Annotated in this window: 9 protein-coding genes and 2 pseudogenes; 6 read left to right on the top strand and 5 right to left on the bottom strand. The window is 71.4% G+C overall.

From position 1 onward, the window contains the following. Positions 1–148: 148 nt before the first annotated feature. The 3 genes and pseudogenes from OG456_RS23485 to OG456_RS23475 form a co-directional block, all read left to right on the top strand. Positions 149–1,129 (top strand): ACP S-malonyltransferase, encoded by a 981-nt coding sequence (locus tag OG456_RS23485; protein WP_266564092.1) that lies wholly within the window; start codon positions 149–151, stop codon positions 1,127–1,129. Then, positions 1,126–2,784, top strand: a complete 1,659-nt coding sequence (locus OG456_RS23480; protein ID WP_266564090.1) for an NAD(P)/FAD-dependent oxidoreductase — start codon at positions 1,126–1,128, stop codon at positions 2,782–2,784. Before OG456_RS23485 ends, OG456_RS23480 begins: the two co-directional genes overlap by 4 nt. Then, positions 2,753–2,989: pseudogene (locus tag OG456_RS23475) on the top strand (helix-turn-helix domain-containing protein); the annotation flags it as partial. The gene OG456_RS23480 and the pseudogene OG456_RS23475, both read left to right, overlap by 32 nt. Before the next feature lie 357 nt (positions 2,990–3,346). Here the strand turns inward: OG456_RS23475 and OG456_RS23470 are convergent. Both OG456_RS23470 and OG456_RS23465 read right to left on the bottom strand, forming a co-directional pair. Beyond that, positions 3,347–5,290, bottom strand: a complete 1,944-nt coding sequence (locus tag OG456_RS23470) for a long-chain fatty acid--CoA ligase (RefSeq protein ID WP_266564088.1) — start codon at positions 5,288–5,290, stop codon at positions 3,347–3,349. A gap of 154 nt (positions 5,291–5,444) precedes the next feature. Then, on the bottom strand, positions 5,445–6,170 hold the full coding sequence (locus OG456_RS23465; RefSeq protein WP_323136351.1) for a TetR/AcrR family transcriptional regulator: 726 nt from the start codon (positions 6,168–6,170) through the stop codon (positions 5,445–5,447). Between the two features lie 86 nt (positions 6,171–6,256). Between OG456_RS23465 and OG456_RS23460 the strand changes: the two genes are divergently transcribed. After that, the gene (locus OG456_RS23460; RefSeq protein ID WP_266564086.1) at positions 6,257–6,736 is read left to right on the top strand and encodes an SCP2 sterol-binding domain-containing protein; all 480 of its coding nucleotides are present in this window, start codon (positions 6,257–6,259) and stop codon (positions 6,734–6,736) included. A gap of 22 nt (positions 6,737–6,758) precedes the next feature. Further along, a complete protein-coding gene (locus OG456_RS23455; RefSeq protein WP_266564084.1) occupies positions 6,759–7,739 on the top strand; it encodes an aldo/keto reductase family oxidoreductase in 981 nt (326 codons plus the stop codon). Between the two features lie 60 nt (positions 7,740–7,799). Here OG456_RS23455 and OG456_RS23450 read toward each other — a convergent pair whose 3' ends face one another. Then, positions 7,800–9,359, bottom strand: coding sequence for an IS1182 family transposase (locus OG456_RS23450; RefSeq protein WP_266569386.1), 1,560 nt, complete (start codon positions 9,357–9,359; stop codon positions 7,800–7,802). A 145-nt stretch (positions 9,360–9,504) separates the two neighbouring features. Here OG456_RS23450 and OG456_RS23445 point away from each other — a divergent pair, with 145 nt between their 5' ends. Then, positions 9,505–10,779, top strand: coding sequence for an IS701 family transposase (locus OG456_RS23445; protein ID WP_266564082.1), 1,275 nt, complete (start codon positions 9,505–9,507; stop codon positions 10,777–10,779). Positions 10,780–10,916: 137 nt separating this feature from the next. Here OG456_RS23445 and OG456_RS23440 read toward each other — a convergent pair. After that, a pseudogene (locus tag OG456_RS23440) lies at positions 10,917–11,168 on the bottom strand (ABC transporter transmembrane domain-containing protein); the annotation flags it as partial. 85 nt (positions 11,169–11,253) lie between these two features. After that, complete coding sequence (locus OG456_RS23435; RefSeq protein WP_266564080.1) at positions 11,254–12,879, bottom strand: VWA domain-containing protein; 1,626 nt, start codon at positions 12,877–12,879, stop codon at positions 11,254–11,256. Between the last annotated feature and the right edge of the window lie 56 nt (positions 12,880–12,935).

Below are 12,935 nucleotides of genomic sequence, written 5' to 3'. Positions count from 1 at the left end.
AGAGACAGCGCATTCCCCGAAAGTGACAGCAAAGCCTTCTCCCCGCCCCGCGCGGGTATTCGGAGACCTTTTATCTGCCCTCTACGGAGGTTCCAAATCCCTCTGGAATCATCGCCGTAGCCGTAATTCCGGGAGACAGAAGAAGGCGATGGACGAGATGACAGGTCCGCGATTGGCTCTGGCGTTTCCGGGGCAGGGCGCGCAGCACGCGGGAATGGGCCGGCCGTGGGCGTCGAGCCCCGGCTGGTTCCTGGCCGAGCGGGCGAGCGAGGTGTCCGGGCGTGACGTGGTGGAACTGCTGCTCCGTGCCGACGACGCGTATCTGCGGCGCACCGACAACGCGCAGCTCGCCACGTTCGTCCTGGAGATGGTGATCCTGAGCGAGCTGCGGCAGGTCCTGCCCGCCGCGGGCCGCCCCCTGGTGTGCGCGGGTCACAGCCTCGGCGAGTACGCGGCACTCGTCGCGGCCGGCGTCATCGGTTTCGAGGACGGCGTACGGCTTGTCGCGGCGCGCGGCGAGGCGATGCGCAAGGCGTGCGCGGACGCGCCCGGCACGATGGCCGTGGTCCTCGGTCTGTCCGCCGGTGACCTGGAGAAGGCCGCCGTTTCGGTGCGCGACGACGGCGGCCGGGTCTGGGTCGCGAACCTCAACTCGCCGCAGCAGACTGTTCTTTCGGGCGAGGCCGACGCCGTGGAGCGGTGCTCGGCGGTGGCCGTGGAGCTGGGGGCGACGCGTGTCGTGTCGATCCCGGTGGGCGGCGCCTTCCATACGCCGCTGATGGCCCCGGCGGCCGTGTCGTTCGAGCGGACACTGGCGGGGACCGAGTTCCTGCACGGCTTCGCGCCGGTCGTGGCGAACGTCGACGCCCGCCCCTACCGCGGTTCCGACGGCTGGCCCGAGTTCCTGAAGCGGCAGCTGACGTCCCCGGTGCGCTGGACGGACTCGGTGCGCACGATGGCCGACGAGCTGCACTGCGACATGTTCGTCGAGATCGGTCCCGGCCGTACGCTCACGGGCCTGGCCCGCAAGACCGCGCCGCGCGTCTCCCGGCTCACGGTCGGCGAACCGGGGCAGCTGCCCGCGGTACCGACCCCGCTCCCGTCGACGCCGACCCGGAGCGTCGCATGAACTCCACGGATGCTTCGGACAGTTGGGACGCGGTCGTCGTCGGCTCCGGTATCGGCGGTCTCGTCTGTGCCGCGTATCTCGCGGTCTTGGGCAAGCGGGTCCTGGTCGCCGAGCAGGGCGGCGTCGCGGGCGGCAACAGCCATGTGTTCCGCAGGCGCCGCGCCTATGAGTTCGACGTCGGCGTGCACTATCTCGGCGACTGCGGGCCGGACGGACTGCTGCCCGCGGTCCTGGACGGGCTCGGCCTGCGCGGGCGGCTCACCTACCGCGAGATGAACCCGGACGCCTTCGACCGCATCGTGATCCCCGGCGCCACGCTCGACATGCCGGCGGACTGGGCGACGTACCGCAAGCGGCTCCAGGAGGCGTGCCCGGCCGACGCGGCGGGGATCGACACGTTCCTCGACGTCGTGGCGGGGCTCGGCACCGAGCGGCGGGACGCCATCGTCGCCGCCGAGGACCTCCCGATGTCCGAACTCCCGCAGCACGCACCGCGGTCGGTGGCCTGGGGACGCCGCCCCCTGACCGAGCTGTTCGACCACTGCGGGCTGTCACCCCGGGCCCGCACGCTGCTCGCCGCCCAGTCGCCGAACTACGGCATGGCGCCCGACGAGGCGACCGTCGCCCTGCACGCCACGGTCACCGACCACTACATCCGGGGCGCCTACTACCCGCAGGGCGGCGGCCAGATGCTCGCGGCCGGACTCCTCGAAGTGATCCGCGCGCACGGCGGCGCGCTGCGCACGTACAGCAGGGTGACGCGGATCGCCGTCGAGGAGGGCCGCACGCGCGGCGTCGAGTTCGCCGACGGCAGCCGCGCGCCCGCCCCGGTCGTCGTCTCGAACGCCGACTACCGGCGCACCATGCTGGACCTCGTCGGCGCGCAGAACCTGCCGCGCCGCCTCGCCGCCAAGACGCGCGACGCGCGGATGGCGCTCCCCTGGGCGGCGGTCTACGTGGCCCTCGACCGGGACATCGAACAGCACACCAACCTGTGGTGGTACCGCGGCGACGACATCGAGCGGTTCTACGCGGGGCTGCGCGCCGGCACCGTGGAGGGCGGCTCGGACTTCCTCTTCGCTTCGTTCGCCTCCGGCAAGGACGACGTCACCCCCCGCATCTGCCCTCCGGGCCACTCCAACTTCCAGCTGATGACGCTGTGCCCGCCCGGCTTCGAGCAGTGGGGCGTGCGTGCGGGCCCCGCGGACGGCGAGAAGTACCGCCGCAACCCCGCGTACCAGAAGGAGAAGGCCCGCCTCACGGACGCGGTCCTGGACGCGGCGGAGGAGCTGCTCGGCCCGCTGCGCGGTCACATCACGCACCTGGAGACCGCGACTCCCCTCACCCACGAGCGCTACACGCTCTCCAGCGGCGGTACGCCCTTCGGCATGGCGCACTGGGGCGCGGCCGGGGCCCGCCCGGACTCGGCGACCTTCGTCGAGGGCCTCTACATCGCCGGCGCGGACACCCGCTACGGCAACGGCATCACGGGCTCGGCGGTCAGCGGCATCGCCTGCGCGGGCCGGATCCTGGACCGCCGCCTGATGCACGAGGTGCACACCGGATCCGTCCTTTCGGACCCGTCCCTGCTCCCGGAACGAGGCGAGGGCTGGGACCCGCTGGATGTGTCCAAGGGAGACGCCGTCCAGCGCTGAACCGACCCACGAGGAGACCCCGGATGCACTCCACCAGCACGCGATGCGGCTGAGCGCCGGCGAGCGGCGGGAGGCCGTCGTGCTGGCCGCGTTCGTCGAGTTCGCCGGGCGCGGGTACCACGGCACGTCGACGGAGGCGATCGCACGGCGGGCCGGGGTGTCGCAGCCGTACCTGTTCCGGTTCTTCCCGACCAAGCACGCCCTGTTCGAGGCGGCCACCGACCGCTGCTTCCAGCGTCTCGAACAGGCCCTGGGCGAGGCGCCCGCGACCCTGGAGGGAAGGGTCCGGGCGCACGCGGAGCTGCGCGTCGACCGGGACGTCACCCTCATGCTGCTCCAGGCCGCCGCCACGGCCGCGTCGCCGGGCCAGGACGCGTTCGCCGCGCGGGTCCGGCGCGGCTGGCTGGACCTGTGGGACCTGGCCGGCGAGCGCTTGGGCGCCACGCCCGCCGAACTCGCCGCGCTCTTCGCCCACGGCCTGCCGCCCGCAGCCGCCCGCAGCAGCCCCGCACCGGACCCCGATCGCGGCCCCGGCGTCGATGCCGGTTCCGGCGGCGGGCGGTCAGCCCCGGTAGAGGTCCTCGATCTCCCGCTCGTACGCGGCCGCGACCGCATGCCGCTTGACCTTCAACGAGGGGGTGAGCAGCCCGTTGTCCTCGGTGAACTCGCCTTCCACCAGGGCGAATCTACGTATGGACTCAGCCCGCGAGACCGCCTCGTTCGCATAGTCGACGGCCTGCTGCACCGCCGCGATCATCCGCGGGTCACGGACGACGTCGGCCATCGGGGTGTCGGCGGGCATCTTCCGTACGGACAGCCAGTGCGCGACCGCCTCCGGCTCCAGCGTGATCAGCGCGCCGATGTAGGAACGGTTGTCGCCCACGACGATGCACTGGCCGACCGGCGGGCGGCTGCGCAGCCGGTCCTCCAGGACGGCCGGCGAGACGTTCTTGCCTCCGGAGGTGACGATGATGTCCTTCTTGCGGCCGGTGATGGTGAGATAGCCGTCCTCGTCGAGGGCCCCCAGGTCACCGGTGGCGAACCAGCCGCCGTCGAGCACCTCCGCCGTCGCCTCGGGGTTGTTCCGGTATCCGCCGAACACGATGCCGCCCTTGACGAGCACCTCCCCGTCGTCGGCGATCCGGACGGCCGTGCCCGGCACGGGGAGGCCGACCGTCCCGGGACGCGGGGCGAGCGGCGGTGTGATCGTGGCGGCGGCGCTGGTCTCGGTCAGGCCGTACCCCTCGTAGATGAGGATCCCGGCGGCGTAGAAGAAGAGGCTGAGGCGCCGGTCGAGGGGGGAGCCGCCGCTGATCGCGTAGCGCAGCCGCCCGCCGAGCTCCTTGCGCACGCGGCGGAACACCAGCAGGTCGTAGAGGCCGCGAGCGGTCCTGAGACCGAGGGACGGGCCCTTGCCGCCACGGGGATCCCTGCCGCGGCCGAGGAAGCGGGCCAGGTGTGCCTCGCCGTAGTTCACCGCGATCCGATCGGCCCGGTCGAACGACGCACCGCGGCCGAGTTTCTCCGCGGTGGCCCGGCCCGTGTCGTGGATCTTCTCGAAGAGGTACGGCACCCCGACGACGAACGTCGGGCGGAACGAGCGCAGTTGGGGCCGCAGCTCGTCGGGCTTGATGCCGGGGCAGTGGCCCAGTTCGATACGGGCGAGCATGCAGGAGATCTGGATGGTGCGTCCGAGGATGTGCGCCAGGGGAAGGAACAGCAGCGTCGAGGCGACCTGTCCGGTCACCTCCTTGAAGACGGGGTGCAGCAGCTCCGCCGTGTTCGCGGCCTCGGTGTGCAGATTGGCGTGGGTGAGGACGCAGCCCTTCGGCTTCCCGGTGGTCCCGGAGGTGTAGCAGACGGTCGCGACGGTGTCGGGGGTGAGGGCGGTGCGCCGCTTGGTCACCTCGTCGTCGTCCACCTCCCGCCCCAGGGTGGCGAGTTCGAGTACGGCGCCCGCGTCCAGCTCCCAGCAGCGCGGCCGCTCCTCCTCGGGCAGCGCGGCGAGCGCGGCCCGCGCGGTCGCCGTGTTCTCGGGTGTCTCGGTGATCAGATGGCGCGCGCCGGAGTCCCGGACGATCCACTCGATCTGTTCGGCCGACGAGGTGGCGTAGACGGGTACGGTCTGCCCGCCGGCCGCCCAGATGGCGAAGTCGAGGACGGTCCACTCGTAGCGCGTACGGGACATGAGGGCGACGCGCCCGCCGGGTTCGAGGCCTCCCGCGATCAGTCCCCTGGCCGCCGCGGTCACCTCACGCGCGAAGGCCGCCGCCGTGACGGGACGCCAGTGCTCGCCCTCCTTGCGCCGCAGGACCACGGCGTCGGGCGCCTCGGCGGCGTTCGTGAAGGGGATGTCGGCGGGCGTGTTCCCGCCGGGGTCCGCGGCGAGGCCGGCCGTGCGCACCTCGCGCACGGTTCCGTGCTCGTCCTTGACGGTCTCGACGGTGACCCGGCCCGTCAAGTCGCTGCGCTTCTGTGCCCGTTGAAGATCCTTGCGTACGCCCATGACGGCTCCAGGTCGCGGCTGACGTGATCCCTGCGTCTCGCTCGTCCCACGCAGACTTACAGACTTACTCGGCCGTCAACTTACTCACGCGTAACGGAAATTCAATGGTGCCGACGCGACCGAACGGCGCGGGCGGGCGAGGGATCCCGCACGGTCAGGCGGCGCGCGGGGTCCAGATCTCACCGTCGAGGACGTGCCGCATCCCCACCCACACCATGTTCATCAGCCGCAGCGCGATCCCGTCCGGCGCCTGGCCCGGGTGGCGCTCCATCCAGTCGGTGAGCGCGTCCGCGGCGCCGACGAGCGCGTGGGCCACGAAGTCGGCGTCATCGGCGTCGAGCAGGGTCCCCCGTCCGCTGTCCGCGATGCCGTCCCCTACCAGGCCCGCGACCTCGGCCATGACGGCCCGGCGCGCCTCGGCAACCGCGGTGGCGATGGCGGCGCTGAGCTCGGAGGCCTGACGGTGCAGGACGACCCAGGAGTCACGGTGTCCGGCGACGAACGCGAAGAACGCGGCGAGGCCTGCGTAGAGCCGCTCCTCGGGCTCGCCGCCCGCCCGCGCCGCCCCCTGGAACGCGGCGACGAGCCGGTTTGACTCCCGGCGCAAGCACGCCAGGAACAGCCCTTCCTTGGAGTCGAGGTAGAGATAGACCATCGGCTTGGAAACGCCCGCGAGTTCGGCGATCTCGTCGACGGACGCAGCGTGGTACCCGCGCTTGGCGAAGACCCGCACGGCGACGTCGATCATCTGCTGCTCGCGCTCGCGGCGCGGGACACGGCGCCGCCGGCCGGCGGGGGCACCCGGTCCGCCACCCCGCGCCCCGGAAGGCTCCCCGATCCCCCCGTGGCCTTCTGCCGGATCGCCCGTTATACCCGTCACGCTTGTCAGCCCATCTGCCCCGGCCGTAACCTTACCGATTGGTAAGTTTACTGAATGGTAAGCAGCTTCGGCACACGGAGGGTTCCATGGGCGAGGGCGCAAGCACGCGCGACGGGATTGCCGGACTCGATTTCTCGGCGGTCACGCCCGAGCAGTTCGCGAAGATCGTGAAGGGCCTGTCCGCCAAGGAGATCGACCGGATCGCGCAGGACGGCGAGCTGCGGGCCCGCATCCTCGAAGAGGTCTTCGCGCGCATGGAGCGGCAGTTCAAGCCGGACGCCGCCGGCTCGCTCCAGGCGGTCATCCGCTGGAAGGTCACGAGCGCCGGGGACCAGGCGGAGGCCGTGTACGAGGCGGCGATCGCGGACGGGACGTGCACGGTCACCGAGGGCCGCTCGGACGCCACGCCGCGCGTCACGCTCGCCTTGGGCGACGCGGACTTCCTGAAGCTGGTCTCGGGCAGTCAGAGCCCCGTCACGATGTTCATGATGCGCAAGGTCAAGATCACCGGCGATGTCGCGCTCGCCGCGGGCCTCAACCGCTACTTCGACATCCCCAAGCCGTGACGGCGGGGCCTACGCTGCCGAGGTGACCACGACACCGCACGCGCACGCGCGCCCGCACGCGCACACCGACCAGGACCGGCTGATCTACGGATGCATGGGGCTGGGCGGGAGTTGGGACTCCGCGCCCTACAAGGCCGCCGACATCGACGCCGCCGAGGCCGCCGTGCAGGCGGCCCTCGACAGCGGCATCACCGCGTTCGACCACGCCGACATCTACCGCGACGGCAAGGCCGAGGCCGTGTTCGGCGAGGTGCTCGCCCGGACGCCCGGGCTGCGCGAGCGCATCACCGTACAGACCAAGTGCGGGATCCGCCTCGCCGACGGCGACCGCCCCGGGGTGTACGACCTGAGCGGTGCCCGCATCGCGCGGTGCGTCGAGGAGAGCCTGACCCGGCTGCAGACCGACCACGTCGACGTCCTGCTCCTGCACCGCCCCGACCCGCTGGCTGACCCGAGCGAAGTGGCCAAGGCCCTCACCTCGCTCCAGGAGCAGGGCCTCGTCAGGAGCTTCGGCGTCTCCAACATGAGCGCCCACCAGATCGCCCACCTCCAGTCCCACCTGGACTTCCCGCTCGTCGCCAACCAGCTGGAGATGAGCCTGAAGAGCCGGGACTGGGTGGAGGCCGGGGTCCTGGTGAACACGCCCGAGGCCGCCACGAACGGCTTCCCGCTCGGCACCCTGGAACACTGCGCCACCCACGGGATCCGCCTCCAGGCGTGGGGCCCGCTCGCCCAGGGCAGCTACACGGGCCGCGAGGCGACCCCCGCGGAATACGCCACGGCCCAGCTGGTCACGGCCCTGGCCGAGAAGAAGCACACCACCCCGGAGACGATCATCCTGTGGTGGCTCCAGCGCCACCCGGCCCGCATCGCCCCGGTCATCGGCACGGCGAACCCCACCCGCATCCGAGCCTGCCGCGACGCCGCCCGCCGCGACCCCGAACTCACCCACGAGGAGTGGTACGAGCTGTGGGTGACGGCTCGGGGGGCGGCGCTCCCCTAGAAGGCCGATGAAGATCTTGGTGAGGGGCTGTCCGGCCGTCAGGCCGGACAGCCCCTGCGGTCATGTACCGGCCGGTGCGAGGTGCCAGATCCCACTGGTGTGGGTGAGTCCGAGGTTGATCAGCCGGCGGAGGTTGAGGGCGGCGGCTCGGGTGTGGAGCCAGGTGTTGTTGTTGATGGTGCCGCGGTAGCGCAGGCGCCTGTTGCCGTGGTGGACGAGCCAGGCGACGGCGCGTTCGACTGGTGGCCGCCAGCGGCGGTAGTCGGCCTGCCAGCCGGGGTCGGTGGCGGCCTGGCGGCGCGCGGCGGTCTGGTGGTCGTGGTGAGGCCGGATGGTCAGGATGCGTCCGGCCCTGGCTTTGGTGCACCGCTCGCGTAGGTGGCATCCGGTGCATAAGTTCCCGAAAGAGGCTTTGCGTTGGTGGTGCTGCCCGCCGGGGTCGGACAGGGCCACGGTGTGTCCGGCCGGGCAGGTCACGATGGCGGTTTTGGTGTTGATGGCGAAGTCGTCGAGGGTGAAGCCGCCGGGGACGGCGGGCCTCAGCGGGGCGGGTTTGAGGAACAGCCGGTGCCCGGCCTCGTGGAGGGTCTGGCGGGCGTCGCCGGTGGAGTAGGCGGTGTCGCCGAAGACGTCCAGCGGGTTGTCCTCGTCGGCGAGCAGGTCCAGGCCGACGGCGGCCTCGTGGTGTTCGGCTCCCGAGCCGGGCCGCAGGGCGACAGCGGTGTATAAGCCGGTCTCGGGCTCGATGGCCAGGTGGGCCTTGAAGCCGTCCTGCTGGTGGCTGCGGGTCTTGTGGACGTGCCGGGCTTCGGGATCAACGGTGGAGACCACCCGTCCGGGGGCGGTGCCCCGGGTGATGCGCCAGCGGCCGTCGCGGCCGTCGGAGTCCTCGGCGGGCTCGACGTCCTGGCCGGCGACCAGGGCCAAAATGCCCACCGCGTTGGCTGCCCTTTCGCCGAGTTGCTGTTCGGGCAGGTGGCCCAGCAGCCGCAGGGCATCCGTGACCAGCGCGTCGACCAGCCTGGCGCGGGCCTGCTCGTCGTTCCAGGCGATGCGGGGTTTGCCCGGGTCGGTGTAGTCGTGCGCGGTGCACTGCGTGGCGGCGACCGTGTCGGCGCCGGGGACCTCGCGGATCACCGCGCGGACGGCGGCGATGATCTGGGTGACGGTGTCCTGGGTGGCCACCGCGTCGTCCAGCACGGTGGAGTCCAGCGCCCTGCGGTGCTTCCCCTTGAGTACGCCGGTGGCCTTCACGACTTCGCGCACGGCGTCGAAAATACGGTTCGGGCGCGCGGAACGGGCCAGCCGGCGGCGGAAGTAGGCCAGCAGTGACGGGTCGAAGGCCGTGTCGTGAAGGCCCAGCCCGCATCCGGCCTTCCACCGCAGGTCGCACCGCAGTTCCTGGACTGTCTCGAAGTCCGACAGCCCGTGCAGGGCCTGCAAGGTGATCGCGGCGGCCAGGACCTGCGGCGGCATGCTCGGCCGTCCGTTCGCCGACGGGTACATGTCTGCGAACATCGCCGCCGGGAACAGCTCGCCCCGGTGCTCGGCCAGGAACGCGAACACACTCCCGGCCGGGATCAGTTCCCGGCAGGTCTCCCACACGTCCGGCCCGACCATCTCGCCGACCCACTCACCCATCGCCACAAGACGAGTCTGGCCCTGCCGCTGACGCGGCAGGGCCAGAACCCAAGATCTTCATGAGCCTTCTAGTAGGACTCCGTTACGTCTTCCTCTCGGTCGTGTTCGGGAGCATGTTGGAGGGGTGGACGCACATGAAGTGAACCGTGCTCGGGCCAAGTTGGCGTTATTCGTGGCTGACGTGTTCGCGTCGGTGCCGCGCAAGGACCAGCGGGCCAAGGGCGACTGTTATCTGCGAGGTCTGATGCTGGACGGGCGCCGCAAGTCGATCCAGGCTATGGCGGAGCGGCTGCCGGACGGCAACGAGCAGAACCTGCAGCAGTTTGTGAACCAGTCGACCTGGGATCCGGTGCTGGTGCGGCGGCGCATTGCGGAGCGGATGGTGCCGCAGATCGGCCCGGACGCCTGGGCGGTCGATGACGTGTCGTTCCCCAAGGACGGGAAGATGTCGGTGGCCGTCGCGCCTCAGTACTGCGGGGCGTTGGGCAAGCAGGCCAACTGCCAAGTCGCGGTGAGTGTGCATGCGGTCTCCGACACCGCGTCCTGTCCGTTGCAGTGGCGGTTGTTCGTGCCCCAGGAGTGGGCGGACGATGCCGTCCGTCGGCGCAAGACGGGGGTCCCTGAGGAGATCGGGCACCGGGAGAAGTGGCGCCTGGCGTTGGACACCCTCGATGAGCTGGCCGGATGGGGCCTCGTTCCGCCGGTGCTGGTGGCCGACGCCGGGTACGGGCAGAACGCCGACTTCCGCGACGGGCTGGAGCGTCGGAGCATCGGCTACGTGGTGGCGGTCCGCTCGGATGTGACCGTCCATCCGCATGATGCGGTGCCCACTGCCCCGCCCTGGTCGGGCAACGGCCGCAAGCCCCAACCCCGCTACCGCGACAAGCCGTCCTCGGTGGCCGCGCTCGCGGCCGGCCACGGTCGGCAGGCCTTCACCGAGGTGACCTGGCGGGCAGGCTCCCGTGGACCGATGCACTCGCATTTCCTGTCCCTGCGAGTGCGGCCAGCCGGGACCAAATCTCGCCGCCTCGCCCAGGCCGCCGCCGCAGACCCAGACAGCTGGGACGGTGTCCTGCCCGAGGTGACGCTGCTGGTCGAATGGCCCGCTGGAGCCGAAGCACCCACCGGCTACTGGCTGTCCAACCTGCCCGCCGATACCCCGCTGGCCGAACTGGTCCGCCTCGCCAAGATCCGCTGGCGCATCGAGCATGACTACCGGGAACTCAAACACGGCCTCGGCCTGGACCACTTCGAGGGACGCTCCTGGATGGGCTGGCACCACCACGTCACCCTGGTCACCGCCGCCCACGCGTTCCTCACCGAACAGCGCCTGGCCCCAAAAGCCGATACAGCGGACTCACCCTCTACCAGATCCTGGACGTCATCCAAGACCTGCTGAACTGCTGGACCGGGACCTGCACCACCTGCCACCGCCCCCTACCCAGAACACCCACCACCAGCCAGAACCCAAGAACCAGAGCGACCTAACGGAGTCCTACTAGGGCCTGTCGTGAAGACGGGTCCCCTGGGCTAAGGGTTGTAGGCCTGGGTGAGGACGACATTGCCGAGGGACTCCTCGACGACCGAGGTGATGGCGCCGTCCGCGGTGCGCTCGTCACGGGCCGCGGACTTGATGCGGCCGGCGAAGCGGCGGGCGGCGACGAGGAAGAGCGGGGCGAGCAGAAAGGTGACGAGGGCCAGGTCCCAGCGAAGCCAGAGGGCGGCGGCCATGTAGAAGACGGTGGAGAACAACGCGGAAACCGTGCCGACCACGCCGGACACCACCATTGCGCGGTGCGGGCGCCCAATTCACCCAGAACTTACAGGGCGAAATGACAGCTTCTCCAACCTGCGGGAGCAGGTGCGACTGCCCTCAGATCCGTAGTTCGTCGGCCCTGCGTATCGCTTCCGCGAGCTGCCGCACGTCCTTGTCCTCCGTCGCGCGGGCCAACTTGTCCGCCCGTGACGCCAGTTGGGGAAGCGTGGGCGCTCCCGGCAGCGCGCCCTGCCTCAGGGCGTCCGCGAAGTAGGCGGCCGTGGCCGTCAGTTGGAGGCCGTGGTTCGAGCGCCATACGTCCGTGTCCAGCGCGGACGCCTCGATCTGGGTCGTCTCCTCGTGCGGGGCCCGCGTGTCGGGGTCCAGCCAGCGCACGCCCGCCGTCGCGACGTGGCCGCTCGCGCCCGGGCGCAGCCGTATCGCGTACAGCGCGGTCACGGTGTGGCCGGGGCCGACCTCGCCGCCGTCCACGCGGTCGTCGCGGTAGTCGTCGTCGGCGACCCGCCGGTCGTCGTAGCCGATGAGCCGGAACCGCTGCACGGTCTGCGGGTCGAAGGCGACCTGCGCCTTGGCCTCACGGGCACGCAGTTCGATGTTCTGCGGCAGCTCGTCGCAGAAGACCTTCCGGGCCTCCTCGGGAGTGGAGACGTACGTCGTGTGGCCGTCGCCCTTGTCGGCGAGGCGCTCCATCAGGGCGTCGCCGTACTCACTGCCGACTCCTACACCGAACAGCGTGATGCCGTGCTCGCGACGGGCGTCGGAGATCCGGTCGAGGATCGCGTCGGCGTCGGTCTCACCGGTGTTGGCGAGGGCGTCGGAGAGGAGGACGACGCGGTTGGTGGCGCCGGGGCGCGCTCCCTCGACCGCGGTGTCGTAGCCGGTGCGGACACCCGCGTCGAGGTTCGTGGAGGACAGGGGCTCCAGGCTGTCGATCGCGTCATGGACCCGTCCCCGGCCGCCGCCGACGCGGGTCATCGGCAGCACCGTCTCGGCCGTGTCGCTGAAGGTGACGAGTGCGAGTGAGTCGTCGGGGCGCAGTTGGTCGGTCATGACGCCGAGGGACTGCTTGACCAGGTCGAGCCTGCCGGTTTCGGACATGGAGCCGGAGACGTCGATGACGAAGGTGAGCGCGGCGGGCGGCCGCTCGGACGCCGGGGCCGCCGGGCCGGTGGCGAGGCCGACCCGGAGGAAGGACCAGCCCTCTTCGCCGGCGCGGGCCCCGTCCGCCGTCACGGAGAAGCCGTTGCCCTCGGGGCGCGGGTAGTCCTGGCGGAAGCTGTTGATGAACTCCTCGGGCCGCACGGTCTTCGGGTCGGGCAGGCGCCCGTCCGCGAGGGTGCGGCGGGCGTAGCCGTAGGACGCGGTGTCGACGTCGAGGGCGAACGTGGAGAGGTAGTCCGCGGGCGTCGGCGACGGGGTGCCGGTCGGCGCGATGTCGCGCTGCTCGCCGTCGGCCTCGGTGCCCGGCGCGGGCGTCGAGGGTGCGGACGGGCGGGCCGGGGCGGGGGCGGGCAGCGGGACCGCGCGCCGCGCCTTGCCGCCGTCCGCCGAGGAGCCGTCGCTCCCGCCGCCGCACCCGGTGACGAGGAGACCGCCCACGAGCGCCGCCGCGAGCAGGCCGACCGCCCGTACCCGTGTCCGTGCGCGTGGCCGCCTTCGCGCCCGCGCCGATGCCCGCGTACGGTCGCGGTCCCCTGCGCGGTGCTCGCTGTCAGGCCTCATCCGTGCCCCCTCGGTTCGCCGATCGCTGCGTCAGCACTTGTGAATGTGACGTCCGA

Origin of the sequence: Streptomyces sp. NBC_01446, from assembly GCF_026340095.1 — a bacterium.
GTDB classification, from domain to species: domain Bacteria; phylum Actinomycetota; class Actinomycetes; order Streptomycetales; family Streptomycetaceae; genus Streptomyces; species Streptomyces aureus.
The sequence above is the reverse complement of the archived record's forward strand: the minus strand, read 5'-3'. Positions and strand labels throughout refer to the sequence as shown.